Origin of the sequence: Amycolatopsis samaneae (assembly GCF_039541975.1) — a bacterium.
In the GTDB taxonomy this organism is placed as follows: domain Bacteria; phylum Actinomycetota; class Actinomycetes; order Mycobacteriales; family Pseudonocardiaceae; genus Amycolatopsis; species Amycolatopsis samaneae.
On sequence record NZ_BAABHG010000010.1, the window covers coordinates 372,327 to 396,787 of the forward strand.

Here is a 24,461-nt window from a genome sequence, read left to right on the forward strand (position 1 = left end):
TGCGCGGGCAGCTACCCTGGCGTCATGAGTGAACAGCCGGTCGACGACAAGGCACACATCCGGCACGAGCTGGATCTGAGCGAGGCCGCCTGGATCCGCGCCGAACCCGAGGGCGTCACGCTCGACGACTGCATCGAGTACGCGTTCGTCCCGCACACCGACGGGGTCACCTACGTGGCCATGCGCCAGTCGGCCAAGCCCGACGGCGTCGTGCTCGTGTTCACCCCGGCGGAATGGGACGCCTTCGTCGCCGGGGTCCGCGACGGCGAGTTCGACCTGCCCGAGGACTTCGAAGAGCCCGCCCCGGCGAAGGAGAGCTAGGCGCCCAGCCGCGCCGCGAGCTCGTCGAGACGGTCCGCGGCGGCCGCGAGCGCGAGGTGGTCGCCGTAGTCGCGGGATTCGACGATCAGCCCGTTCCGCACCCGCAGCACGAAGATGTTCGCCACCCGGAACGGCGAGCCGATCCCGGTGCTGCCCTGGTAGGTGAACTCGCCGATGATCACCTCGGGGTCGGTGCTCTGGTAGGTCACCAGATCCCGCGCCTCGATGTCGATCTCCATCGTGGCGCCGACGGAGAAGTGCTCCCGGAGGTCGTCGCGCGAACGCAGTACCGGCGCGCCCGGCAGGAACGGGTGCGTCACGTGGGTTTCCGGCGCGTAGAGATCGGGCAGTTCGGCCCATCGCCCGTCCGAGACGCCGTGGACGAGCCGTTCGAACACGCCTCGCGGGCTGCTGCCCGGATCCGCTGTCGATGCCGGACGCGGCGGCAGCGGGGCGAGTTCCCTTTTCGTGTCGGCGAATCCGGCCTTGAGCACGGCGAAGGTCTCCTGGGCCACGGCGAGCTTAAGGTAGTCGTGGTAGTCGCGGGAGTGCGTGATCAGCCCGTCCCGCACCCGCAGCACCTGGATGTTGGCCGACTCGAACGTGTTCCCGGTCTTCAGCGCTTCGCCCGAGTACGCGTACTCGGCGACGATCACCTCCGGATCGGTCGTTTCGTGCACCACGGTGTCGTGGCGGCGCAACCGGAGCGACGCGGCGAGCGGGCTGGTGAACCGCTCGTGCACCGCGGCGCGGCCCTCGATACGGCCGGGCACGGGCGGCTGGTGCGGGAGCTCGACGACGGTGTCTTCGGCGTAGAGCGCGGAAAGCTCGCCCCAGCGCGCTTCCGCGATGCCCTCGCCGAGCCGGTCGAACACCACCCGGGGTGTGGTCATGGTTCCTCCCAGTCAGAAAAAACGGAGTGGCTAGTCCGTATTCAACGCTACGGACTAGCCACTCCGTTTGTCTATCGTATTGCCGTCAGTGCCGCGCCAGGCCGCGCAGCACCTCCCGGGCCGCCGGCTGTCCACAGTGGTCCGCCCAGCCCTCGGGCGTGCTGTCGTACAGCGCGTCGCGCGCGGACGGGTCGGCGCCCGCGTCGAGCAAAGCGGTGATGACGCCGACGTGCCCGCCCTGTGCCGCCAGGTGCAGCGCCGTGACGCCCACGCCGTGTCCCGGACCGCCGAAAGTGCCGCGCTGGTCGACCTCCGCGCCGAGGTCGAGCAGCGCTCGGGTCGCGGCGGCTTTGCCCTGCGCGGCCGCCCAGGCCAGCGCGGTGCCCCGGTAGACGTCGGCGTCGGGCACGGCACCGCGCTCGACGAGCGTGCGCAGCGTGTCGACCCGGTCATTGCGGGCCGCCCAGCTCAGCGCTTCGTCGCGGATCTCGGCCGGATCGCCGGACGGCCGCCAGCGCGGGAAACCGCTGTGCGGCCGGTAAAACGCGCGACGCGCTCCGGCGGCGGGGGACAGCGTGCCGTCCGGGGTGAGCAACTCGTCGAGCAGGTCCGCGCGGCCGAGGCCGGCGGCGACGCGGAGGTTCGCCGGTGTCAGGTCGTGGATGGCCAGCTTTTCGGCGGCTTCGCGGTGCCCCCAGAACAACGCCACGACCAGCGGAGTGCCGCCGTCGCCCCGGGCGGAGACGTCCGTCGGCGCACCGGCTTCGAGCAGCATGTCCAGCAGCAGCGGCAGATTCCCGTACGCGGCCTGGTGCAGCGGTGTCCAGCCGTGCGCGTTGGGGCGTGCCGGATCGGCGCCATGGTCGAGCAGCACCCTGGTCAGCCGTTCGTCGCCGGTCGCGCCCGCCATGCCGAGCAGGTCGTTGCCGTTGGTCCCGGCGGCGTGCACCAGCCAGGGAAACCGCCGGACGAGTTCGGCGAGCCCGTCGACGTCGTGGGCCTCGACCAACCGGTACGCCCGCGCGAACGGCTCACCACTGTCCGCGAGGGTCCGGACGTGGTCGCGAAGGGCACGCCAGGAGGCGAAGCCGTGCTGACGCGCGACAACGGTGCGGGCGCCCTCGGGAGTGAGTGGCTGGTACCAGCGGTCGAAGTGCTCGTGGGTGCCGGGTGTTTCGTCCAGAGCCGAGGCGAGCAGGCCGTCCGCGCGGTCGGCGTAGTACGCGGTGTCCTGGTGGTAGGCGTGCTGAAGTCCGTCGCCGTGCTCGGCGATGCGCCGGACGTACGCCTGGAGTTTCGGCCAGCTCGGGAAGCCGTGCTGCCGGGCGAGGCGGAACTGCGCCTCCGACAGCTTGACCGACTCCGCGCGGGCGAGCTCCTTCGCGCGTTTACGCAGCTGCTCCAGGCTGGGTTTCGCGGGCAGGATGTGCACGGGATCCTCCTTCCCCGTCATGCCCGTGGTCCGCTGGCGCCGGGCAGGAAAGAAGGCGGCCGATGGGTGAAACGGGTCGTACGGGGGTGGGCTCGGCCCTTTCCGCGGACGGGACGCGGCCCGCACCGCGCACCTCCACGCTACCGCGACCCGTGCGCGAACGTGGGACTCACGCGTGTGAGTCCCACGTTCCGTCCTCAGGCCACGAGCTGGGCGAGGCGGCGCCAGCCGGTCAGCGGGATCTCCGGGCCCTCGCCGAGGACCTGGACGCAGACGTGGTCGGCGCCCGCGTCGAGGTGTGCCCGGACCCGGTCGGCGACCTCCTGCTCGCCGCGGTGGGCCACGATGGCGTCGACGAGCCGGTCGCTGCCGCCGTCGGCGAGATCGGCGTCGGTGAAGCCCAGCCGCCGCAGGTTCGCCCGCTGGTGCGGTGCCATCCGCACGTAGCCGCCGACGTGCTCGCGCGCGATCCGCCGCGCCCGCTCGGGATCCGCGTCGAGCACGACCGCCTGCTCGACGGCGAGGTACGCGTCCGGTCCCATCGTCTCCCGCGCGAACGCGGTGTGCTCCGGCGGGACGAAGTACGGATGGGCGCCGTCGGTCCGTGCCGCCGCCAGCTCCAGCAGTTTCGGCCCCAGCGCGGCGAGCACCCGGCGCGGCCGGGCGCCGGGGACGTCCAGGTCCGCCTCGTCCATCGCGTCCAGATAGGACCGCATGGCGGTGAGGGTGCCGCTGCCGGGCCGGTGCCCGCCGAGTCCGAGCGTGAACCGGCCCGGATACGCCTCGGCGAGGGTACGCCCGGCCGCCTCGGCCGTCGGGGCGTCGCGCTGGGAGAACCGCGCGATCCCGGTCGCCACGGTCAGCGTGCTGGTCGCCCCGAGCAGCAACGCCGCCTGGACGAACGCCTCGCGGCCGCGGTACTCGCCGAACCACAGCGCGGTGAACCCCAGCGACTCGACCTCGGCGGCGGCCGCGCGGACCTCGCCGATTTCCTTGCCGTCGAAGGCGAAGGTCCAGATCCCGACGGTCATCGCGCCACCGCCGTCACCGCGGGCGCCAGTTCGGCCAGTACGTCCACAATGGACTCCAAGGTTTCGGTGGCCGGGCTGAGCAGCACGTGGTCGGCTCCGGCGTCGAGCAGTTCCGCCAGTCGTCCGGCGATGGTCTTCGGCGTGCCCCACAGGACCATGCCATCGGTGAACCGGTCGCTGGGGCCGGTGAAGTCGGCGTCGGTGTAGCCCAGCCGTTTCCAGCCGTCGAGGTACCCCTTGACGTTGTTCGCCCGTATCTGCTCCGCCAGCCGGAGGACGTGCTCCCGCGCGTCCTCGCGCGTGCCGATCAGGACGGTCTGCTGCGGGATCAGCAGCTTGTCCTGCCCGAGGATTTCGCGCGCGTACGGGGTGTGCTCGACGGGCTGGGCGAACGGGTGCGCGCCGTCGGTGAACTCGCGCGCAAGCTCCAGCATTCTCGGGCCGACGGCCGCGAGCACGCGGGGAAACGCGACCGGCGCGGGTTTCTCGGCCGCCGTGGAGTCCATTTCGGACAGATACGCGCGCATCTTCTCGTACGGGCGGTACTTTTCGCCGTACTTCTCGGCCTGGAACGCGTGGCCGATCCCGACACCGAGCACGAACCGGCCGGGGTGGGCCCGCGCCAGTGTCGTCCCGCCGCTCTGCGCGGTCCGGCCCGGCCGGGACCAGACGTTGGCGATGCCGGTGCCGAGCACCACGTTCTCCGTCGACGCCAGCAGGTCGCCGAAATGCGCGAACACCTCGCGGGTGCCGGGCCCTTCGCCGCTCCACACCGAGCCGTAGCCCAGTTCGGCCAGTCGCCGGGTGGCGGCGCGCTCGGCCTCCGGCGGCGGTGTCAGCGGTGCCGTGGGCAGCCAGGCGCCGACGGCGCCCAGCCTGGCCCTGGTCTCTTCGATCAGTGTCATCCCCAGGTCATCCCTTCGGTAAACAGAGGCTGCCTCCGGTTACTTTACGGAGGTAGCCTCCGGTTTGTCACGCGGTAAGCTTCGGAGCCGAGATGACCGACGTCAAGCCGATGCGGGCGGACGCCCGCCGCAACTACGAACGCCTGCTGGCCGAGGCGAAGCGCGCCTTCACCGAACGCGGGGTGGACGCCTCGCTCGAGGACGTCGCGCGCAGCGCCGGGGTCGGGATCGGCACCCTCTACCGGCACTTCCCGACCAGGGAGGTCCTGCTCGAAACGCTGTTACGGGACCGGTTCGACACCCAGGCCGGGAAGGCGCGGGAGCTGCTCGCGGCCGAGGACCCGCTCGACGGGCTGTACACCTGGCTCGTCGGGTTCGGCACGGCTTCCGGTGCCTACCGCGGCCTCACCGAGCTGCTGGCCGACGCGATCAACGACCCCGGCTCGGCGCTGCACGCCTCCTGCCACGCGATGCAGGAGGCGGCGTCCCAGCTGGTGGACAGGGCCAAGGAAGCCGGCGCACTCCGGGCCGACGTCACCACCCGCGAGCTGCTTCTGTTGCTGCACGGTGCTTCCTGGGCCGGGACGCACCTGCCCGGTGAGCGAGGCATGGAGCGCCTGTTGACCCTTGTTTTCGAGGGATTACGGGCAAGTTAACAACGGGGGCAGCGGGGTGGGCGCCCACCGGGCTAAACTCCCGCTCACACGGGCACAACGGCGTGCGCCGATCCGTCCACCGGTTGATCAAGCACCGCGCGTCCTCGGCGCGGTGACCAGATAGTGGGAGCCGCCCTGTGAGCAGCAAGCCCAGCAAGCCCGTCGTCCTCATCGCGGAAAAGCTCGCGCCCTCGGTGCTGAGTGTGTTCGGCGACGAGGTGGAGGTCCGGCACGTGGACGGGACCGACCGCCCGGCGCTGCTCGAGGCGGTGAAGAGCGCCGACGCGCTCCTGGTGCGCTCGGCCACCAAGGTCGACGCCGAGGTGCTCGGCGCCACCACCCAGCTCAAGGTCGTCGCGCGCGCCGGCGTCGGCCTGGACAACGTCGAGGTCCCGGCCGCCACCGAGCGTGGCGTGCTGGTGGTCAACGCGCCGACGTCGAACATCGTCTCCGCCGCCGAGCACGCCGTCGCGCTGCTGCTCGCGGTCGCCCGCCGGGTCCCCGCCGCCGACCAGAGCCTGCGTGGCGGCGAGTGGAAGCGCAGCGCCTACACCGGCGTCGAGCTCAACGGCAAGACCGTCGGCGTCGTCGGCCTCGGCAAGATCGGCCAGCTGTTCGCCCAGCGCATCGCCGCCTTCGGCACCAAGCTCATCGCCTACGACCCCTACGTCTCGGCCGCCCGCGCCGCGCAGCTCGGCATCGAGCTCGTCACCCTCGACGAGCTGCTGGAGCGCGCCGACGCGATCTCGATCCACCTGCCGAAGACCCCGGAGACCAAGGGTCTCATCGACGCCGAGGCGCTGAAGAAGACCAAGCCGGGCGTCATCATCGTCAACGCGGCCCGCGGCGGCCTCATCGTCGAGGAGGCGCTGGCCGACTCGCTCCGCTCGGGTCACGTCGGCGGCGCCGGGATCGACGTGTTCGTCACCGAGCCGACGACGGCCAGCCCGCTGTTCGAACTGGACAACGTCGTGGTCACCCCGCACCTGGGCGCCTCGACCGCCGAGGCGCAGGACCGCGCGGGCACCGATGTGGCACGTTCGACGCTGCTCGCGCTGCGCGGCGACTTCGTGCCGGACGCGGTGAACGTCTCGGGCGGCGGCGCGGTCGGTGAGCACGTCCGGCCCTACCTCTCGCTCACCCAGAAGCTCGGCACCGTGCTCACCGCGCTCAAGCCGAAGGCGCCGACCTCGGTCACCGTCGTGGTCAGGGGTGAACTGTCCACTGAGGACACCAGTGTGCTGACGCTCGCCGCCGAGCGCGGCGTGTTCGCCGGTGTCGTCCACGACCAGGTCACCTTCGTCAACGCGCCGCGGCTGGCCGAGGAGCTGGGCGTGCAGGTCGAGCTGGTGACCGAGTCGGAGAGCCCGAAGTTCCGCAGCCTGGTCACGGTGCGCGCGGTGCACGGCGACGGCACCACGCTGTCGGTCTCGGGCTCGGTGACCGGCAAGGACGACGTCGAGAAGATCGTCGAGGTCAACGGCCGCCACTTCGACCTGCGGGCCGAGGGTGACGTGCTGCTGCTGGAGTACCCGGACCGCCCCGGCATCATGGGCCGCGTCGGCACCCTGCTCGGCGAGGCGGGGCTCAACATCGAGGCCGCGCAGATCAGCCAGACCACCGACGGGTCGGACGCGGTCATGCTGCTGCGCGTGGACCGCGCGGTGGACGCGCACGTGCTGGAGCCGATCGGCGCCGCCGTCGGCGCGCACACCATCCGCGCGGTGAACCTCGACTGACATTCGTCCCGTCGAAAGCCGCCCCGGGTCTCCTGGCCCGGGGCGGCTTTCCGCGTTTCAGGCCGGGGGAAACGCCGTGAGCCGTTCGCGCAGGCGTTTCCGTGCGGGCGGCCATTCGTTTTCCACCATCGAGTAGACGACGGTGTCCCGTGCGGACCCGTCCGGCCGGATCCGGTGCGCGCGGAGCACCCCTTCCCGGAGCGCGCCCAGCCGTTCGATGGCGCGCTGGGAGCGCAGGTTGCGGATGTCGGTCTCCCAGCTCACCCGCTGCGCGCCGAGCGTGTCGAAGGCGTGCGTGAGCAGCAGCAGCTTCGCCTCGGTGTTGAGCGCGGTCCGGTGCCAGTCCGCGCCGAGCCAGGTGTAGCCGATCGACAGGATCCGGTGGGTTTCGTTGAGCTGGTAGTACGACGTCGTGCCCGCGACCCGGCCCGTCTTCGCGTCGAGCTGCGCCCACGCCTGGCGGGTGCGGTCGGCGAGCATCGCTTCGACCATGCGCTCGGCCTCGGGCAGGTCGGCGGGCTGCCGCAGGCTCAGCCAGGTCCAGATCGCGGGGTCCTGGCCCGCTTCGAACAGCCCCTTCGCGTGCTCGGCGGTCAGCGGTTCGAGGCGGACGTGCTCGCCGGTCAGCGCCGGGTGGGTTTGCCAGTGATTCACGACGCTCAGATTAGGCAAAGCGCTGCCGATAAGCGCGGTCATTTTCGCCACTTTTTGGCGACCGCGCCGGCAATCACATTCACGTAACGGAGCAAGCTGCCTACCGAAGTAGGTGTTTCGTGCCATTAGGTTCGGTTCGCGAGACTGCGGCTCACCGTCGGGGTTCGGAGCCACAGTAGGTTCTTCCATCCAGGTTTCGAGTAAGGGGAGCCACCCATGAGTAGATCCCGCTTGCCCGGTTGGGCGGTGCGGTCCTCCACCGCGCTGTTCGCCGTGGTGCTGGCGACGGCGGTGGCGGGAGCGCCCGCCGCCTCGGCGCAGGACGCGCCACTCGCCGAGAGCGCCGGGAAGGCCAGGATCGACCCGGCCGCGCTGGACGGCAAGATCGAGCCGCGGCTGAACACCGCGCAGGGACAGGTCACCGCGTTCGTCGAGGTGGCGAAGAAGCCCGCGGTCGACGCGTTCAACGAGGAGCAGGGCAGGGGCGCGGGCAAGGAGAAGGCCAAGCAGGCCGCCCGCGCGGCCAAGGCGGACGCCGCCGCGGCGGTGGGCTCGGTGCTCGGCCAGCTCAAGGCCGCCGACGCGGGCACCCGGCTGGTCACCCAGACCGCGAACGCGGTCCCCGGCGCCGTGGTGACCACCGACGCCGCGAAGCTGCGTGAGGTCGCCAAGCGGGCCGACGTCGTCTCGGTGCGCACCGTCGTGCCGAAGACCCGCACCAACGCCAGCGCGGAGCAGCTGACCAACACGCTCGCCACCTGGCAGCAGACCGGGAAGTTCGGCGACGGGATCCGCGTCGGCGTCATCGACGACGGCATCGACTACACGCACGCCGACTTCGGCGGGCCGGGCACTCCCGAGGCGTACAAGGGCGTCGATCCGGCGAAGCCGACCCCGTTGTTCCCCAGCGCCAAGGTGGTCGGCGGCACCGACCTCGTCGGCGACGGCTACGACGCGAGCGGCAAACAGGGCTCGCCGACGCCGGTACCGGACCCGAACCCGCTCGCCTGCGGTGAGCACGGCACGCACGTCGCCGGCACGATCGCCGGGTACGGCGTCAACGCCGACGGCAGCACCTTCACCGGCGACTACAAGAAGCTGACCGGCAAGAAGCTCGACGAGATGCGGATCGGCCCCGGCACCGCGCCGAAGGCCCTGCTCTACGCCGTCAAGGTGTTCGGCTGCAAGGGATCGACCAACGTCACCTCGCAGGCGCTCGACTGGGCGCTGGACCCGGACGGCGACGGGGACTTCACCGATCACCTCGACGTCGTGAACCTCTCGCTCGGCATGGACTTCGGCGCGCCGGACGACCCGGACTCGCTGTTCGTGCGCAAGCTCGTCGCGAACAACGTGCTCCCGGTGTTCTCCGCGGGCAACGGCGGGGACATCAACGACATCGGCGGTTCGCCCGGCAGCACGCCCGAGGCGCTCACCGTGGCCAGCGGCCGCGACGCGGGTGTGCTGCGGGACGCGATCGACGTGACGGCCCCGGCGCCCGCGCAGCGGACCGGGCAGTTCAGCCAGGACTTCGCCGGGTACGACAAGCTCGACCTGACCGCGCCCGTCGTCGCGCTCTCGGCGGCCAACAACGCGGGCTGCAAGCCGTATTCCGCGGAGGACAAGGCGAAGGCCGCGGGCAGGATCGTCTGGCTCGAATGGGACGACAACGACGCGACGCGCGCGTGCGGGTCGGCGGCACGGGCCACCAACGCGCAGGCCGCCGGTGCCAAGGGTGTGCTGGCTTCGTCCGCTTTGGAACACTTCGGCGCCGGGATCGCGGGCAACGCGGGCGTGCCGATGTTCCAGCTCACCGGCAGCGCCACCGCCGCGACGCGCCCGGCGCTGAACGCGGGCACGCTGCAGGTGCGCCTGACCGGCGCGGGCCGCGCCAGCGTCCAGACCTCCGACAAGTCCATTGTGGACACCCCGAGCGGGTTCACCTCACGCGGCGGGCGCGGCCCGGCGGTCAAGCCGGACGTCACCGCGCCCGGTGACACGATCACCTCGGCGTTCCGGGGCAGCGGCAACGGCAGGACCGTCCTTTCCGGGACGTCCATGGCAGCTCCGCACACCTCGGGCATCACCGCGCTGATCCGCCAGGCCCACCCGGACTGGTCGGTCGAGGAGGTCAAGGCCGCGGTGATCGGCACCGCCGGGCACGACCTGCACGACGCGGCGGGCCACACCTACGCGCCGCAGCGCGTGGGCAGCGGCCGCATCGACGCGAAGGCCGCGCTGGACAACCAGGTGCTGGCCTACGTGGCGGACGACCCGGGCGCGGTGACGGTCAACTTCGGCACCGTCGAGGCGGGCGGGCCGGTCACGCTGAGCAAGACGCTCAAGGTCGTCAACAAGGGCGTCACCCCGGTCGAGTACGCCGTCGGCTACGAGGCCGTCAACGCGCTGCCCGGTGTCGAGTACACAGTGGACAAGCAGTCGGTGAAGCTGAGCCCGCGTGGTGTCGCGAAGGTCAAGGTGACGTTGAAGATCACCGACCCGAAGGCGCTGCGCAAGGTCATGGACCCGACCATGGCGAGTGCGCAGGCCGGGCTGGCCCGCCAGTTCGTCGCGGACGCTTCCGGCCGGGTCGCGTTCACGCCGAAGAGCGGCGCGACGGTGCCGCTGCGGGTTTCGGTGTATTCCGCGCCGAAGCCGGTCTCGTCGATCAAGACCCCCGGCGCGGTGAAGTTCGGCCCCGGCCAGGACCAGGCCGTGCTGAACCTGACCGGCAAGGGGATCGACCAGGGCAGCGGCGCCCAGCGCTACCGCTCGCTGGTCAGCGTCTTCGAGCTGCAGGCGGAGTCTCCCCGGCTGCCCGAATGCGACCGCGACACGGTCACCGGGTGCACGCTCAACCGGACCGCGCAGGGTGGCGACCTCCGCTACGTCGGCGCGGCCTCGACGGCGCCGCTGGCCAAGGCGCAGGGCAATCCGGACGACGCGCTGCTCGCGTTCGGCGTGTCCACCTGGAGCGACTGGGCGAACCTCGGCAGCAACACCACGGTGTTCGTCGACATCGACACCACCGGTGACGGGAAGCCGGACTTCGAGACCTACGTGACCAAGGCCAGCGCGTCCGACGTGCTGTTGGTCAGCACGGTCTCGCTGACCCAGCCCGGCAATCCGAGGGTCGATCTCCAGGCGGTCAACGGCCAGCTCGGCGACGTGGACACCAACGTGTTCGACACGAACGTGGTGGTGTTGCCGGTCCGTCTCGCGGCGCTGGGCATCGACCCGAACGGGGGATCTCACCGGATCGGCTACACCGTAGGTACGAGCGGCTTCTACGCGGCGCCGGGCGGGAACAGCTCGGTGATCGACCAGGTCGACGGTCCGCTGTCGTTCGACGCCCTCGCGCCGGGTTACACGGTGCAGGGCGGTGGCGACGCCGCGATCGGTTACGTGGCCAAGCCGGGAACGGCGCTGGTCGTGAACCGGAATGAGGCGGCGGCCTCGGCCGACAAGCCGCTCGGGCTGCTCGCGATCGAACACCACAACGCCGCGGGCGACCGGGCGAACGTGGTGAAGGTCGAGGCGGCCGGCGGCGACCGGAACGCCGGGCACGACAACCCGGGAAGGCAGGGCGGGCGTCAGCCCATCGGGGTGAGCTGACCCTGCCGGTCGTACCCGTGAATCACTGAGGTGGTGGGGGCTTTCCCTGTCCCGAGGATTGGGAAAGCCCCCACTGTATTCACTCGTATGGCGGACTGGGCCCCAGTCGGGATCCGGCATAAGGGTGGTGCGGCTACGACGCCTTGTCTACGGCCGGTAACCTTCCGCCTGCTGGCGTTTGTTGCGGATGGGCCATCCGGACCCGGTGGCCTGGTCGACGGAGGTGTGTGGATGCGGCTCGCGGTGATCCCAGGTGACGGGATCGGGCCCGAGGTAGTCTCCGAGGCGCTGAAGGTGCTCGGTGAAGTGGTACCGACAGCGGAGATCACGAACTACGACCTCGGCGCCGCCCGATGGCACGCCACCGGCGAGCTGCTCCCGGAGTCGGTGCTCGGCGAACTTCGCCAGCACGACGCGATCCTGCTCGGCGCGGTCGGCGACCCGACGGTGCCCAGCGGAATCCTGGAGCGCGGCCTGTTGCTGCGCCTGCGGTTCGAGCTCGACCACCACGTGAACCTGCGCCCGGCGCGGCTCTACCCCGGTGTGCGTGGTCCGCTCGGTGACCCCGGCGACGTCGACATGATCGTCGTCCGTGAGGGCACCGAGGGGCCCTACGCGGGCAACGGCGGGCTGCTGCGCAAGGACACCGAGCAGGAGATCGCCACCGAGGTGAGCGTCAACACCGCGTTCGGCATCCGCCGGGTCGTCGCCGACGCGTTCAACCGCGCCGAGCAGCGCCCGCGCAAGCACCTCACCCTGGTGCACAAGACCAACGTGCTGCTGCACGCCGGCTCGTTGTGGTCGCGGATCGTCGAAGAGGTCTCGCTGGAGCACCCGGAGGTGACCGTCGCCTACTCGCACGTGGACGCGGCCACCATCCACCTGGTCACCGACCCCTCCCGCTTCGACGTGATCGTCACGGACAACCTGTTCGGCGACATCATCACCGACCTCGCGGCCGCGGTCACCGGTGGCATCGGGCTGGCCGCGAGCGGCAACCTCGACATCACCCGCCGCAACCCGAGCATGTTCGAGCCGGTGCACGGCTCCGCCCCGGACATCGCGGGCCAGGGCCTCGCCGACCCGACCGCCGCGGTGCTGTCGGTGTCGCTGCTGCTCGATCACCTCGGCCAGAAGGAGGCCGCGCGGCGCATCGAGGCGTCGGTCGCCTTCGATCTCGCCACGCGTGATCAGGCCTCGCCGGGCGCGACCCAGGCGATCGGCGACCGGCTCGCGGCGCTGGTCTCCTCCAACGTCCGCTCCGTGGGCTGAGATTTCTCGACGGTAGGTCCGTGAAGGCCTCCTTCACAGCGTTGAGCGCTGTGAAGGAGGCCTTCACGGCTTTTCGGGGGTTCGCCCCAGGTCCGTGAATGCCACATTGAGGGACTCTGAGTCCCTCAATGTGGCATTCACGGACACCGTGGGCGTCTCGTCAGGTGGGAGGGTGGGCCCAGCCGTTGGACGCGGCGAGGAGTGTGTGGCATGATGCCCGCATGGCCACCATCGCCACGATTATTGCCGAGCGCGCCGGATAGGTGCTCCACGAGAGCATCCGGCGCGCAGCCTTCCGCATCCCTGCGGGAGGCTTTTTTGTTGCCATAGAACAGTTTTTCCTGGCCTAGGAGCTGACCGTGAACCGCAAGGAGCCCGCCGATACTCCGCTCGGCGACGCGTTCCACCTGTACGACACGACCCTGCGCGACGGTGCCCAGCGCGAGGGAATCTCCTACTCCGCCACGGACAAGCTGGCGGTGGCCCGGCTGCTCGACGAGCTCGGTGTCGGGTTCATCGAGGGCGGCTGGCCCGGTGCGCTGCCGAAGGACACCGAGTTCTTCGCCCGCGCCGCCGCCGGGGAACTGCGGCTCAGGCACGCCGCGCTCGTCGCGTTCGGCTCGACCCGCCGGGCGGGGACCACAGCCGACGCCGACCCGCAGGTCCGCGCGCTGCTGGACTCGCAGGCCCCGGTCGTCACGCTGGTGGCGAAGTCGGACCTGCGCCACATCGAACGCGCACTGCGGGCCGACGTGGACGAGGCCTGCGCGATGGTGCGTGACACGGTCGCTTTCCTTGTCGGAGAAGGACGTCGCGTGTTTCTCGACGCCGAGCACTTTTTCGACGGCTACGCGTTTTCGCCCGAGACCTCGCTTCGCGTGCTGGACGCCGCCGCCACCGCGGGCGCCGACGTCCTCGTGCTGTGCGACACCAACGGCGGGCAGCTTCCGCTCGGCCTCGCCGAAACCGTCCGCGAGGTCAAGGAAAAGACCGGGTTCCGGCTCGGAATCCATTGTCAGGACGACACTTCCTGCGCGGTGGCGAACTCCGTCGCCGCCGTGCAGGCCGGCGCGACGCACGTCCAGTGCACCGCCAACGGTTACGGGGAACGGGCGGGCAACGCCGATCTGTTCGCCGTGACGGGAAACCTGGTGACCAAGCTCGGCATGGAGGTCCTTCCGACCGGAGGAACCGCCGAGCTCACCCGCGTCTCCCATGCCCTTGCCGAAATCGCGAACATCGCCCCCGACACCCACCAGGCCTACGTCGGGGCTTCGGCCTTCGCCCACAAGGCGGGGCTGCACGCGAGCGCGATCAAGGTGGATCCGGTGCTGTACAACCACATCGATCCAGCTTCCGTCGGCAACGACATGCGGGTACTGGTCACCGAGATGGCCGGCAGGGCCAGCCTCGAGCTCAAGGGACGTGAGCTCGGGGTCGACCTTGCCGGCCGGCCCGAAACGCTCACCAGCGTGGTGCGGAAGGTCAAGCGGCTCGAATCCGAGGGCTGGTCCTTCGAAGCCGCCGACGCCTCGCTGGAACTGTTGCTGCGCAGGGAAGTCGACGGCCCCGAGCACGAAGTGCTCGACGAGCCGCCGTTCGAGCTGGAGTCCTACCGGGTCGTGCTCGACCATCGGCCCGACGGCGAGGTCGTGTCCGAGGCCACCGTGAAGGTCCACGTGCGCGGCGAGCGCGTGATCGCCACGGCGGAGGGCAACGGCCCGGTGCACGCGCTGGACGCCGCGCTGCGCAAGGCACTGACACCGTATCTGTCCTGGTTGGACAGTGTGGAACTGGCCGACTACAAGGTCCGGATCCTGGCCGGTCATCCGGGCACCGACGCCGTCACGCGGGTGCTCGTCGAGACCACCGACGGGGAACGGGAATGGACGACGGTCGGCGTGCACGGCAACATCGTCGAAGCCAGCTGGCTCGCGCTGTGCGACGCGCTGGTGCACAAGAGCATTTCCGCGCGGCAGCTCGCCGCCGGGTGAAGTGAAGTGGGCGCAAGTCCCTGAAGGCCACCTTGAGGGACCTCAACGCCCTCAAGGTGGCCTTCAGAGACCAGGGCTCGGGGTGGTCATGCGCCCCAATGTGGCGTTCGGTGCGTCCAACGCACCGAACGCCACATTGGGTGCGTGGAATGGGGGCTGGGCGCGGAGCGTCTCCGTTGAGGGTGGCGGTGGGGGCAAGGGCGGAGCACCCAATGCCACATTGGGGCGCTCGACCACGCGGGGAGCGGCCGGGCAAGGCCGCTTTCAGGGCGTTAGAGTCTCTGAAGGTGGCCTTCAGAGACCAGACGTCCGGTGGGCTGTCGGGGTGCGGGTTCCGAACTGCGTTTGGGAACACCGACCACCCGTCGGCGAGGGCGGCGATCATCTCCTGTGGCTGCGCGATCCGACCGGTGAATCCTGGGCCGTCGCGCGCTACAGCGGTGCTCCTGGGCCCCGCCTCATCCGCCAGTACGGTCCCCGGCGCCTGTGGGACGAGGTGGAAGCGGCGTTCCGTGCCTGGGCCGCCGAGGGAAAGCCGCCGGTGGATGCGTGGCGGGCCGTCGTCACTCCGGAGAACGCTGAGCGATGACGCGCAGGAACGAGCCGAACGCGGCGGCGGAGAACGCCAGCGCGCCGCCCTCGGGATCCTTCGAGTCCCGGGCCGCCACCCCGCCCGGCACGAACGCCACCTCGACACACGTGCCGTTGTTGTTGCTGTAGCTGCTCTTGACCCACTGGACGGTGGCGAGGTCTGGGGCGGACACGGCTGGCCTCCGGGCTAACTCCCGTCGATCATGGATCTGATCAACGCGACGGATTTGGTCGGTGCGGACGCGACCGATCGTAGGTTCTCGACCGCCATTCTATAGGTCCGCAGGTGATCCTGGTCCTGCACGTAGACGGCACCTTCCAGGTGCTCGTTGTAAGCGATCGACTGTGCTTGGGCGAAGTCAAACACGACGAACTGCCCGGTGGTCGCGACGTGCTGGCCGTCCTCGGGAGAGAGCACCTGGATCGTGACATTCGGCAGTTTTGCCAGCTTGAGCAGATGCCGGTACTGGGCCTGGCGGATCTCCTTGGTGCCGATGTTGAACCGCAGGGCCGCCTCGCCGATCACTGCGTGAAGTTCGAGCGGGTCCTCCTCGGTGAGCCGTTTGGCGCGGGCCAGCCGGAACGATACGAACCGCTCGCTATGGTCTCGGCGGACGAAGCCAGCCGACTCGGTGAGGGCTTGGGCGTAGTCCTCGGTCTGCAAGAGGCCGGGCAGCACCATGGGCTCGAACACGAACTCGGCGTCGGCCAGGCCTTCCAGTCCGACGAAGGTTTTCACCCAGTCCGGCACGATGTGCGACCAGGGTGCCCACCAGGACTTGCCCTCGGTACTGCCCGCGAGCGAGGTCAGCCGGTCGATGTCGCGCTGCGTGGCGCCGTAGGAGGCCAGCAGCTTCGCCACGTCGTCGGGGTACTGCTGGTACCGGCCGGTCTCCATGTGCCCGACCTTGGCCCGCGTGATGCCGGACGCCTCCGACGCGTCCGCGATGGTCATGCCGGTCTGCCTGCGGAAGTGCGCCAGTTCCACGCCGACCAGCCAGCGCATCGCGGAAGGATCGTTCCTGGTTGCCATGGCCCACATCCTCTCTCGCTTCGCGGCGCTCGGGTGTCGCCCAATGGTGTGATTGCGATCGCTAGATATCTCGCATAGCGTTCGGCTAGCCGAATTCGGGAGGGCAAAGTGGACGAAAACGAACTGACACTGGCTGTGCTGGACGACGAGGCGAGGGAGTACGCGCCTCGTCTCTTCGCGCTCTACGGCGTGTACCGGGAGCGGCTGGACGACGAGGACAACGGCGCGTTCCTCGCCTACGGCATCGAGTTCGGGGAGCCGCGCGAAGCGGTCATGTGGGAGCCGGGCATGACCTGGCGCTCGCATTCGGCGGACGGCATCCTGAAGCGCCACCTCGGTTTCGCCGACGCCCGGCTGGTCTGGCTCGACGAACCGGAAAGCCGTGCGGCGGACGACTACGAGCTCGCGGGCGGCTGAACCGCGGACGCGCGGCGTGCCCGGGTGAAAAATCCCGGCACGTCCGGATCGCGGTGCTCTAGGCTGACGCGCGGGTCGGGGGGCTCTTCACGAGGGGACACCCATGCGCAAGATCATCAGCGCGGCCGCCATCGCGGTCGCGGGATTCACCCTCGCCGGCTGCGGTTCCGATCCCGCACCGGCGAACGGGACGAAGGCGGCGGCGGGCGGCGCGGAGATCGGCGCGGCCGGTACGGCCTGCCCGATGCCGGTCAGCTTCCGGCCCGCCGAGAAGTGGCAGCCCAAGGCGGTCAGCCCACCGGAGCGGATGAGCGGCGCCGAGCTGCTGTGCGAGATCGACGCCAAACCCGCCGGGGGCATCGGCTTCGTCCGGGTCCTGCGCGCCACCGGCGTGACCGACCCGATGGCCGCGCTCAAGTCCTTCACCAGCGTCGGCAAGTACGCGGACTTCGCGTACAAGGACGTCAAGGCCGGGTCCATCGCGGCCAAGGAGGTCACGTACAACAGCGTGGCGAGCGAGGAGAAGCTGCCGCAGGTGGCGCTGGCCGTCCCGGTCGGGGCGGACACCGTGCTGGTCACCACGAGCGGGCTCGACGCGGAGCTGTTCAAGGACAACCTCGCGGCGTACGAGCTGGCGAAGTCGACCCTGCACCCGACCACCTGAGGCGCTGCCGGCTAGACGCACGTAGACTCCGCAGACGTGCGTCTAGCCCGTATCGCTCACCCCGCCGGAGTCGCGTTCGCCTCGATCGAGGGGGACGGTGACGACGCCCAGGTCCTCGAGATCGCCGAGCACCCGTTCGGGAAGCCGAACTTCACCGGCAAACGCTGGCCGCTGGCCGACGTGCGGCTGCTCGCGCCGATCCTGCCGTCGAAGGTGATCGCGGTCGGCCGCAACTACGCCAAGCACGCGGCCGAGCTCGGCAACGAGGTGCCCGCCGCGCCGATGCTGTTCATCAAGCCGTCGACCACCGTGATCGGCCCGCACGCGCCGATCCGGCGTCCGGCCGGTGTGGGCCGGGTCGACTTCGAGGGCGAGCTCGCCGTCGTCATCGGCCAGCCGGTGAAGAACGTCAAGGCCGAGCAGGCGAAGAGCGTGATCCTCGGCTACACGGTCGCCAACGACGTCAGCGCGCGCGACCTGCAGAAGTCCGACGGCCAGTGGGGCCGCGCCAAGGGCTTCGACACCTTCTGCCCGCTGGGGCCGTGGATCGAGACCACGCTCGACCCGGCGGACCTGTCGCTGAAGGCCGAAGTGGACGGTGAGCTCAAGCAGGACGGGCGCACCTCGGACCTGGTGCACAAGATCCCCGAGCTGGTCGAGTTCGTCTCCGGTGTCATGACGCTGCTGCCCGGCGACATCATCCTGACCGGCACCCCGGAGGGGGTCGGCCCGATCGTCGACGGGCAGCAGGTCTCGATCACCGTCGAGGGCATCGGCACCCTCACCAACCCGGTGGTGGACGCCTAGTTCCGAGCGGCCGGCTCCATCGCCCGCCTGGCGAACACCGGGGCGTGCTCCGGCCGGAAACCGAGGCCGAGCAGGCGCGCCGGGAGCACGGTGAGCGCCGGGAAGCGGCTGAAGAGCTTGATCATCAGCGGGGGCGGGCCGTTGCGCTTGCCCGCCATCACCGGGCGGATCACGGCCCGGTGCAGGATCCGCTGCAGGCCCTGCACCAGCGCGGTCGGCAGCAGGCGCCGCGCGCGGACCTTGGCGAGGTCCGCTTCCGAGGGCCTGCCCCGGCGCAGCGAGGCGGCCAGCAGCGTCGCCGCGGCCACCGCGTCCTGCACCGCGAGGTTAATGCCGACGCCGCCGATCGGCGACATCGCGTGTGCCGCGTCGCCGACGCAGAGCAGCCCGTCGATGTGCCACTTCCGCAGCCGGTTCAGCCGGACGTCGAGGAACTTCACGTCGTCGGTCGTCTTCAGTTCGTGCACGCGGTCGGCGAAGTCGGGGATGACCTCGACGACGTTCTCCCGGAACCACTCGACGCCGTGCTCCCGCAGGTCCTCGCCCTTCGGGCCGAGATAGGCGACCTGGAAGTAGCCGGGGCGCGGCAGCGGCACGGCGAACCGGCCGTTGCGCATCCTCGGCCGGAGCATCCCGCTGCCCTCGCCTTCGTGACGGGAGATCCGGAACCACCAGGCGTCGAACGGGTTGTCGTACTCCACCGGCACCAGACCGGCCTCGCGCCGGGCGAGTGACCAGCGGCCGTCGGCGGCGACTACCAGATCGGCGCGCAGTTCACCGGTCTCGCCGTCGGCGGTCCGGTAGCCGATCCCGGCGACGCGGCCGCCCTCGCGGACCAGCCCGGTCATCTCCGTGCTCATCCGCAGCGTGAACGTCGGTTCCTTGGCCGCGGTTTCGGCGAGCAGATCGAGGAAGTCCCACTGCGGGACCATCGCGATGTAGGGGTGGGGCACCTTCAGCCTGGTCAGGTCGGCGAGCTTCATCATGCCGCCGTCGGCGGTCGGGAAGCCGGCCGAGTCCATTTCGCTGTGTGGCAGCGCGTGGAACTTCTCCCCGAGGCCCAGTTCGTCGAGCAGCGTCAGCGTCGACGGGTGCACGGTGTCGCCGCGGAAGTCGCGCAGGAAGTCCGCGTGCTTCTCCAGCACGGTCACCTCGACCCCGGCCCTGGCCAGCAGCAGGCCCAGCACCATGCCAGCGGGACCGCCCCCGACGACGACGCATCCGGTGCGTTCGGTCATCTCGATCACCCCTTATTCATCACCTGTTGAATAAGTTCAGGATGCACCCGGCACGCGGGTGCGTCAAGCGTGCCGGGGACGGATACGCTGATCGGGCTATGACTGAGACGACTCCTGTGGTTCGCGCGCGTTTCTGCCCCTCGCCGACCGGCACCCCGCACGTCGGCCTGATCCGCACGGCGCTGTTCAACTGGGCCTTCGCCCGGCACAACGGCGGCAAGCTGGTGTTCCGGATCGAGGACACCGACGCCGCGCGGGATTCGCAGGAGTCCTACGAACAACTGCTCGACGCGCTGCGCTGGCTCGGGCTCGACTGGGACGAGGGGCCCGAGGCCGGCGGTGAGCACGGCCCGTACCGGCAGAGCGAACGGCGGGAGATCTACGCCGACATCGCCGCCCGGCTGCTCGCGGCCGGTGAGCTGTACGAGGCGTTCTCGACCAACGACGAGGTCGAGGCGCGGCACAAGGCCGCCGGTCGCGACCCGAAGCTCGGCTACGACAACTTCGACCGCGATCTCACCGACGAGCAGCGCGCCGCCTATCGCGCCGAGGGCCGCGTGCCGGTGCTGCGGCTGCGCATGCCGGCCACCGACCTCGGCTGGACGGACCTCGTCCGCGGCGACATCAACTTCCCGGCGGGCTCGGTGCCCGACCCGGTCCTGGTGCGCGCCAACGGCGAGCCGCTGTACACGCTGACGAACCCGGTCGACGACGCGCTCATGCGGATCACGCACGTCCTGCGCGGTGAGGACCTGTTGCCCTCGACGCCGCGCCAGCTCGCGCTCTACGCCGCGCTGCGCCGCATCGGCGTCACCGACTTCACCCCCGAGTTCGGGCATCTGCCCTACGTGCTGGGGGAGGGCAACAAGAAGCTGTCCAAACGGGACCCCCAGTCGAACCTGTTCAACTACCGGGACCGGGGTTTCATCCCGGAGGGGCTGCTCAACTACCTCGCGCTGCTGGGCTGGTCCATCGCCGACGACCGGGACATCTTCGGCGTCGACGAACTCGTCGCGGCCTTCGAGCTGGGGAAGGTCAGCGCCAACCCGGCGCGTTTCGACCTCAAGAAGGCCGAATCCATCAACGCCACGCACGTCCGCGCGCTGCCGGTCGGCGAGTTCGTGACCCGCGTGACGCCGTATCTCGTCGCGGACGGCGTCCTTCCCGCCGAGCCGGGTGACGAGCTGCTCACACGGCTCAACGCGATCGCGCCGCTGGTACAGGAGCGCGTCACGGTTCTCTCGGAAGCTTCCGCGATGGTGCGGTTCCTGTTCGTCGCCGACGCGGATTTCGTACCCGAAGAGGACGCGGCGGCCAAGAACCTCGGCGAGACGGCGAAACCGGTGCTGACCGCCGCGATCGCCGCGCTCGAAGTGCTGCCGTCGTGGACCACCGAGGGCATTGAGCAGGCGCTCAAGGAGGCCCTTGTGGACGGTCTGGGTCTCAAGCCCCGCAAGGCTTTCGCGCCGGTGCGCGTCGCGGTCACCGGGCGCACGGTCTCACCGCCGCTGTACGAATCCATGGAGCTGCTTGGCCGGGACGTCTCGCTCGGCAGGCTGCGCCGCGCGCTGAACGGATAACCGAACGGGGACGATCCACCAACCGCGAGTAGCACGGCTGCCCCGGTCCGGTGCCGGTGCAATCACCTCTTTGGCCGCGTCGCGCACGCGGTAAAAGCCCTAGCCTCACGGGGTGGATTTCGCCTTGGCACCCCGGACCCCGTTGCCAACCGCTCCTCCCGCCACCGGGCAGGAACCGTGGGTACCGCCCGAACTACGGTTGGTGTGCCTGGACATCGACGACACCCTGATCGACTGCACCACGGCGATCCGGCGCACCCTCACCCTGCTCACCGGCCGCGGCGACCTGTGGCCGCTGTGGGACCTCATCACCGAGGAGCACGTCGCCCTCGTCGTGGCCGGGGAGATTGACTACCCGGCCATGCACCATCGGCGCACCGAGTGCTTCCTCGCCGAGCTCGGCATCTCCGCCGACGACGACCACGTGCGCTCCTTCGAACGCCGTCGCCGCGAGCTGCTGGCCGACTCGTGGTCACTCTTCGACGACGTCATGCCGTGCCTGGAATGGCTGCGGGCCGCCGGGCTCCGGCTGGCGGCCGTGACCAACGCCTCGGGAGCGCACCAGCGAAGAAAGATCGCCGATCTCGGGCTCGCCCCGTTTTTCGATCACGTCGCCATTGCCGGGGAACTCGGTGTCGCCAAACCACATCCTGTGATGTTCCACTCGGTGTGTTATGAACTCGGCTGCGATCCCGCCCACGCCGTCCACGTGGGAGACAAATTGGATACCGACGCCATCGGCGCGCACAACGCGGGCCTCGGCGCGGTCTGGCTCGACCGGGACGGCGTCGGTGAGCGCGCGCCGGCGGGGGTGCACACCGTGGCGAGCCTCGACGAGCTCCCTGAGCTGCTGGTTTCCGAGTACGCGACGGTCGGCGTGCCCGCGCAGCGCGGCGGGGCGACCCCCGCGTTCACGCTCCGGGACGGCGTGCTCTAGTATTTCTCCTCGTGCGGTGCTGAACCACGCAAGATCGGATCAGTACCTCACTGGGGTATGGTGTAATTGGCAGCACGACTGGTTCTGGTCCAGTTAGTCTAGGTTCGAGTCCTGGTACCCCAGCTGCAAGGGAGACCCCCTCGCAGGCCGGAAAATCCGATCTGCTAGATTCTCTCTCGCAAGAAAAACAGAAAAGCTCCCCGGTAACACGGGGAAAGTTCCTAAGCCCCCGTCGTCTAGCGGCCTAGGACGCCGGCCTCTCACGCCGGTAGCGTGGGTTCGAATCCCATCGGGGGTACGTACAACTACCACCCACCCTCTGACCTCCCAGGTCAGGGGGTGTTTTGGTTGTAGTCGACATGACGTCGTCGATCCTCTCCGCGATGTGACCTGTTGCCGGTAGCCGGTCGACCGGCAGCTTGATGCTCATGGTGGCCTCCTCGCCTTCGCCGTGCAAGCGGATCTCGAGCTGCGTGGCTTCGAACAGCTCTCGCAGCAGCGGCTGCGGGGCCGAGGCCAGGTTGGCGGTCAGGTAGGGGAGCGCTTCGAGCAGTTCGAGGTCGGCGGGCTTCGGCCTGTCCGGCTCGGTGGCGTCTTGGGCGGCGAGCTGGGCGATAGCGCTCTGGGCCTTGCTCTTCTGGCCTTCGAGGTCGTTGTAGGTCTGCCGGAGGGCTTTCGCGAACGGGTCGTCCGGGTCTCCTGCTTGCGCCTGCCTCATCACGGCGTCCTGACGCTTGGCCACGTCGGCCAGCTGGCGCTGGAGGCGTTCTCGTTCGACTTGGCGCTCGCGGCCAGCGTGGTCGTCGAAGTTGGCGAGGTCGTTGGCGAGGTCGTTGGCGAGGATCGTGTGGCGGTGGGTTCCGAAGACGCGGTCGGCGTAGAAGCGGGCGATGGCGTCGAGCAGGTCGTCTTCGCGGATGCGGATCGCGGTGGGGAGGCCGGCGTGCGGGTCGGGTCCGCCGCGGTTGTTCTTGCGGGGCCAGCAGAGGTAGTAGAAGAGCCGGTTGTGCTTGGTGTCGCCGATCATGCGGCGTCCACAGCTGTGGATAACTCGCCCTCGGAACAGGAACGTTCGTCGGGTTTGGGGGTGTTTGTGCAGCTGGTTGCCGTCGCGGGTGCTGCGCTGGGCGCGCTGTGCGTTGATGGCGTCGAACATCCACTTGGGGATGAGTGGTTCGTGGATGGGGTGCGGGGACCAGACCCACTTGATCGGCTCGTTCACCTTGCCGCGTTTGGAGGTGGTGGCGCGCCGGTTGAAGACCTGGTAGCCGGTGTACTTGGGGTTGCTGAGGATGTGGTAGACGGCACTTCTGCTCCAGGTGCCGCGGGTGCGTGCCTTGCTGGGGGCTTCGGGCGGTGGGTAGCGCTGGAGGTCGGCGTTGAGGCGGTCGGCGATGACGCCGTAGCCGAGACCTTCGTAGTAGCGCCACAAGGCCATCTGGGTGATGGTCTCGCCGCGGATCCCGTTGGGCTCCAGCCGGGATTTGGTTCTGCCCTTCTCGGCCTTCATGGGGTTCGGATGGGGGAGGATCTTGGCCTTGTAGCCGTGGGGTGGTTTGCCGATGTTCCAGCCGTCCCGGACGTGGGTGCACAGGCCGCCCCAGGACTGTTCGAGGGTGTTGAGGACCTCGTACTCGGCGATCGACTGGTTGATCCGCCGGTGGAGGACCCGCTGTGCCTGGCTGCCGGAGATGCTGATCGGTTCGTTGGAGGCCAGCAGCGGCACGTCGGCGCGTTCGAGCGCCCGCTCGATCGAGAGGCCTTCGAACGCGCGACGCGCGACGCGGGAGATGCTCTCGCAGATCACGACGTCGAACCGGCGCGTGGGGTGGCCGGCTTCGGCGAGCAGGTCGGCGACACCGCCGTCCCGGGCGATCGGGATGTCGAATCGTTCGTAGTCCGTGCCGTGGCCGCGCGCCTCGAGTTCCATCCGGCCCGACTCGACGTCGTAGAAGTGCGCGACGATGACCCAGGACTCGGGCAGCGCGGTCCGGCAGTTGCCGAACTGGCGGATCATCGACTGCCGGGGGTCCTGCTGATCCTCGGTCGAGGTGCGGCCGAGGACCGCGACACGGACCTCGTTGCGTAGCAGCGCGGTCGGCATGCCGAACGGCGAGACCGCGTAGTCCGACAGCCCGGACGGTCCCAGGCTCGTGCTCGGCGGCGGTGGGTTCACGGTCAGTTCGTCGGAGACGGTCATGCGGTGTTGTCCTCGCTGGAGTCAGCGCAGGAATGCTGATCAGCCCAGCGAAGAAGTTCACGGACAACGGCCGTGAGCCGGTGGCGGAGACGTTCGCTTTCGGCGTCGTGAATGTGCGCGATGTGACCAGAAAACCTGCGGTCAGAACCGGATTGGCGATTCTGACTGTAGCACCAGTCCGGCTTCGCGGAGATTTTCTTAGACAAGCAATCCGCGTCATCGGCAGCCATTTGACGTGGTAGCGGGATAGTCGCCGGATAGTCTCGGCGGGGTTCATTAGTGTTGCGGTGTGGGCCCACCAAGCACCTCCGCATCCCCGCAGGTGCTGCCCTGCGGGTGCTGGTCGCCGTCGGCTCCGTCGCGCTGTCCGCTCCCTTGATGAAATTCGAGACCATGAGAAAGTCGCGAGAGCTGCGGACTTCTCGTCTCTCGGTTGCCTCATTGGGAGTCTCGTGGTGGTCTCGCCGAGCCGAGACCGCCAG

Annotated in this window: 19 protein-coding genes, 2 tRNA genes and 1 pseudogene; 13 read left to right on the top strand and 9 right to left on the bottom strand. The window is 69.7% G+C overall.

What is annotated here, in order from left to right:
- The first annotated feature begins 24 nt into the window (after window positions 1-24).
- On the top strand, window positions 25-321 hold the full coding sequence (locus ABD987_RS27580; protein ID WP_345399877.1) for a DUF397 domain-containing protein: 297 nt from the start codon (window positions 25-27) through the stop codon (window positions 319-321).
- Here ABD987_RS27580 and ABD987_RS27585 read toward each other — a convergent pair.
- The 4 genes from ABD987_RS27585 to ABD987_RS27600 form a co-directional block, all read right to left on the bottom strand.
- Complete coding sequence (locus ABD987_RS27585; RefSeq protein WP_345399880.1) at window positions 318-1,214, bottom strand: nuclear transport factor 2 family protein; 897 nt, start codon at window positions 1,212-1,214, stop codon at window positions 318-320. The two genes, ABD987_RS27580 and ABD987_RS27585, sit on opposite strands and share 4 nt — an antisense overlap.
- A gap of 85 nt (window positions 1,215-1,299) precedes the next feature.
- Window positions 1,300-2,667, bottom strand: coding sequence for an ankyrin repeat domain-containing protein (locus tag ABD987_RS27590; RefSeq protein WP_425551094.1), 1,368 nt, complete (start codon window positions 2,665-2,667; stop codon window positions 1,300-1,302).
- 176 nt (window positions 2,668-2,843) lie between these two features.
- On the bottom strand, window positions 2,844-3,677 hold the full coding sequence (locus tag ABD987_RS27595; protein WP_345399883.1) for a TIGR03620 family F420-dependent LLM class oxidoreductase: 834 nt from the start codon (window positions 3,675-3,677) through the stop codon (window positions 2,844-2,846).
- Window positions 3,674-4,582, bottom strand: a complete 909-nt coding sequence (locus tag ABD987_RS27600; protein WP_345399886.1) for a TIGR03620 family F420-dependent LLM class oxidoreductase — start codon at window positions 4,580-4,582, stop codon at window positions 3,674-3,676. Before ABD987_RS27600 ends, ABD987_RS27595 begins: the two co-directional genes overlap by 4 nt.
- A 92-nt stretch (window positions 4,583-4,674) precedes the next feature.
- On the opposite strand from ABD987_RS27600, the gene ABD987_RS27605 reads away from it, so the two are divergent.
- The gene (locus ABD987_RS27605; protein WP_345399889.1) at window positions 4,675-5,238 is read left to right on the top strand and encodes a TetR/AcrR family transcriptional regulator; all 564 of its coding nucleotides are present in this window, start codon (window positions 4,675-4,677) and stop codon (window positions 5,236-5,238) included.
- Window positions 5,239-5,375: 137 nt separating this feature from the next.
- The gene (gene serA, locus ABD987_RS27610; RefSeq protein WP_345399892.1) at window positions 5,376-6,977 is read left to right on the top strand and encodes a phosphoglycerate dehydrogenase; all 1,602 of its coding nucleotides are present in this window, start codon (window positions 5,376-5,378) and stop codon (window positions 6,975-6,977) included.
- Window positions 6,978-7,034: 57 nt separating this feature from the next.
- On the opposite strand, the gene ABD987_RS27615 is transcribed toward serA, so the two are convergent.
- On the bottom strand, window positions 7,035-7,673 hold the full coding sequence (locus ABD987_RS27615; protein WP_378214396.1) for a GNAT family N-acetyltransferase: 639 nt from the start codon (window positions 7,671-7,673) through the stop codon (window positions 7,035-7,037).
- A 174-nt stretch (window positions 7,674-7,847) separates the two neighbouring features.
- On the opposite strand from ABD987_RS27615, the gene ABD987_RS27620 reads away from it, so the two are divergent.
- From ABD987_RS27620 to cimA, 3 genes are all read left to right on the top strand, one after another.
- Window positions 7,848-11,246, top strand: a complete 3,399-nt coding sequence (locus ABD987_RS27620) for a S8 family serine peptidase (protein ID WP_345399898.1) — start codon at window positions 7,848-7,850, stop codon at window positions 11,244-11,246.
- Between the two features lie 231 nt (window positions 11,247-11,477).
- Window positions 11,478-12,518: a 3-isopropylmalate dehydrogenase gene (locus ABD987_RS27625; RefSeq protein WP_345399901.1), complete on the top strand. Its 1,041-nt coding sequence runs from the start codon at window positions 11,478-11,480 to the stop codon at window positions 12,516-12,518.
- Between the two features lie 359 nt (window positions 12,519-12,877).
- Entirely contained in the window at window positions 12,878-14,512 is a 1,635-nt protein-coding gene (gene cimA / locus ABD987_RS27630) for a citramalate synthase (RefSeq protein ID WP_345399904.1), read from the top strand.
- Between the two features lie 563 nt (window positions 14,513-15,075).
- On the opposite strand, the gene ABD987_RS27635 is transcribed toward cimA, so the two are convergent.
- Both ABD987_RS27635 and ABD987_RS27640 read right to left on the bottom strand, forming a co-directional pair.
- Window positions 15,076-15,276, bottom strand: a complete 201-nt coding sequence (locus ABD987_RS27635; protein WP_345399907.1) for a DUF397 domain-containing protein — start codon at window positions 15,274-15,276, stop codon at window positions 15,076-15,078.
- A gap of 14 nt (window positions 15,277-15,290) precedes the next feature.
- Entirely contained in the window at window positions 15,291-16,109 is an 819-nt protein-coding gene (locus ABD987_RS27640; RefSeq protein ID WP_345399910.1) for a helix-turn-helix domain-containing protein, read from the bottom strand.
- A 135-nt stretch (window positions 16,110-16,244) separates the two neighbouring features.
- Here ABD987_RS27640 and ABD987_RS27645 point away from each other — a divergent pair, with 135 nt between their 5' ends.
- The 3 genes from ABD987_RS27645 to ABD987_RS27655 all read left to right on the top strand — a co-directional run bounded on the left by ABD987_RS27645 (window position 16,245) and on the right by ABD987_RS27655 (window position 18,024).
- Entirely contained in the window at window positions 16,245-16,553 is a 309-nt protein-coding gene (locus ABD987_RS27645) for a hypothetical protein (protein WP_345399913.1), read from the top strand.
- Window positions 16,554-16,656: 103 nt separating this feature from the next.
- Window positions 16,657-17,217 carry a lipoprotein gene (locus ABD987_RS27650; protein WP_345399916.1) on the top strand — a complete coding sequence of 187 codons (561 nt, stop codon included), beginning with the start codon at window positions 16,657-16,659 and terminating at the stop codon, window positions 17,215-17,217.
- Window positions 17,218-17,253: 36 nt separating this feature from the next.
- On the top strand, window positions 17,254-18,024 hold the full coding sequence (locus ABD987_RS27655; protein ID WP_345399919.1) for a fumarylacetoacetate hydrolase family protein: 771 nt from the start codon (window positions 17,254-17,256) through the stop codon (window positions 18,022-18,024).
- Here ABD987_RS27655 and ABD987_RS27660 read toward each other — a convergent pair.
- The gene (locus ABD987_RS27660) at window positions 18,021-19,262 is read right to left on the bottom strand and encodes an FAD-dependent oxidoreductase (protein WP_345399922.1); all 1,242 of its coding nucleotides are present in this window, start codon (window positions 19,260-19,262) and stop codon (window positions 18,021-18,023) included. The genes ABD987_RS27655 and ABD987_RS27660 overlap by 4 nt on opposite strands.
- Before the next feature lie 98 nt (window positions 19,263-19,360).
- On the opposite strand from ABD987_RS27660, the gene gltX reads away from it, so the two are divergent.
- The 4 genes from gltX to ABD987_RS27680 all read left to right on the top strand — a co-directional run bounded on the left by gltX (window position 19,361) and on the right by ABD987_RS27680 (window position 22,077).
- On the top strand, window positions 19,361-20,842 hold the full coding sequence (gene gltX / locus ABD987_RS27665; protein WP_345399925.1) for a glutamate--tRNA ligase: 1,482 nt from the start codon (window positions 19,361-19,363) through the stop codon (window positions 20,840-20,842).
- 202 nt (window positions 20,843-21,044) lie between these two features.
- A complete protein-coding gene (locus ABD987_RS27670) occupies window positions 21,045-21,779 on the top strand; it encodes an HAD family hydrolase (protein WP_345399992.1) in 735 nt (244 codons plus the stop codon).
- A gap of 51 nt (window positions 21,780-21,830) precedes the next feature.
- A tRNA-Gln gene (locus ABD987_RS27675) sits at window positions 21,831-21,902 on the top strand.
- A 102-nt stretch (window positions 21,903-22,004) separates the two neighbouring features.
- A tRNA-Glu gene (locus ABD987_RS27680) sits at window positions 22,005-22,077 on the top strand.
- 645 nt (window positions 22,078-22,722) lie between these two features.
- Here the strand turns inward: ABD987_RS27680 and ABD987_RS27685 are convergent.
- Window positions 22,723-23,979, bottom strand: a pseudogene (locus tag ABD987_RS27685) (recombinase family protein); the annotation flags it as partial.
- Between the last annotated feature and the right edge of the window lie 482 nt (window positions 23,980-24,461).

What these genes read in the sequence shown, in the direction of transcription:
- ABD987_RS27660 (WP_345399922.1), bottom strand. Translation starts at nt 19,262, where the DNA reads ATGACCGAACGCACCGGATGCGTCGTCGTCGGGGGCGGTCCCGCTGGC.
- ABD987_RS27625 (WP_345399901.1), top strand. Translation starts at nt 11,478, where the DNA reads ATGCGGCTCGCGGTGATCCCAGGTGACGGGATCGGGCCCGAGGTAGTC.
- ABD987_RS27580 (WP_345399877.1), top strand. Translation starts at nt 25, where the DNA reads ATGAGTGAACAGCCGGTCGACGACAAGGCACACATCCGGCACGAGCTG.
- ABD987_RS27595 (WP_345399883.1), bottom strand. Translation starts at nt 3,677, where the DNA reads ATGACCGTCGGGATCTGGACCTTCGCCTTCGACGGCAAGGAAATCGGC.
- ABD987_RS27590 (WP_425551094.1), bottom strand. Translation starts at nt 2,667, where the DNA reads ATGACGGGGAAGGAGGATCCCGTGCACATCCTGCCCGCGAAACCCAGC.
- gltX (WP_345399925.1), top strand. Translation starts at nt 19,361, where the DNA reads ATGACTGAGACGACTCCTGTGGTTCGCGCGCGTTTCTGCCCCTCGCCG.
- ABD987_RS27620 (WP_345399898.1), top strand. Translation starts at nt 7,848, where the DNA reads ATGAGTAGATCCCGCTTGCCCGGTTGGGCGGTGCGGTCCTCCACCGCG.
- ABD987_RS27615 (WP_378214396.1), bottom strand. Translation starts at nt 7,673, where the DNA reads ATGACCGCGCTTATCGGCAGCGCTTTGCCTAATCTGAGCGTCGTGAAT.
- ABD987_RS27640 (WP_345399910.1), bottom strand. Translation starts at nt 16,109, where the DNA reads ATGCGCTGGCTGGTCGGCGTGGAACTGGCGCACTTCCGCAGGCAGACC.
- ABD987_RS27585 (WP_345399880.1), bottom strand. Translation starts at nt 1,214, where the DNA reads ATGACCACACCCCGGGTGGTGTTCGACCGGCTCGGCGAGGGCATCGCG.
- ABD987_RS27650 (WP_345399916.1), top strand. Translation starts at nt 16,657, where the DNA reads ATGCGCAAGATCATCAGCGCGGCCGCCATCGCGGTCGCGGGATTCACC.
- ABD987_RS27600 (WP_345399886.1), bottom strand. Translation starts at nt 4,582, where the DNA reads ATGACACTGATCGAAGAGACCAGGGCCAGGCTGGGCGCCGTCGGCGCC.
- ABD987_RS27605 (WP_345399889.1), top strand. Translation starts at nt 4,675, where the DNA reads ATGACCGACGTCAAGCCGATGCGGGCGGACGCCCGCCGCAACTACGAA.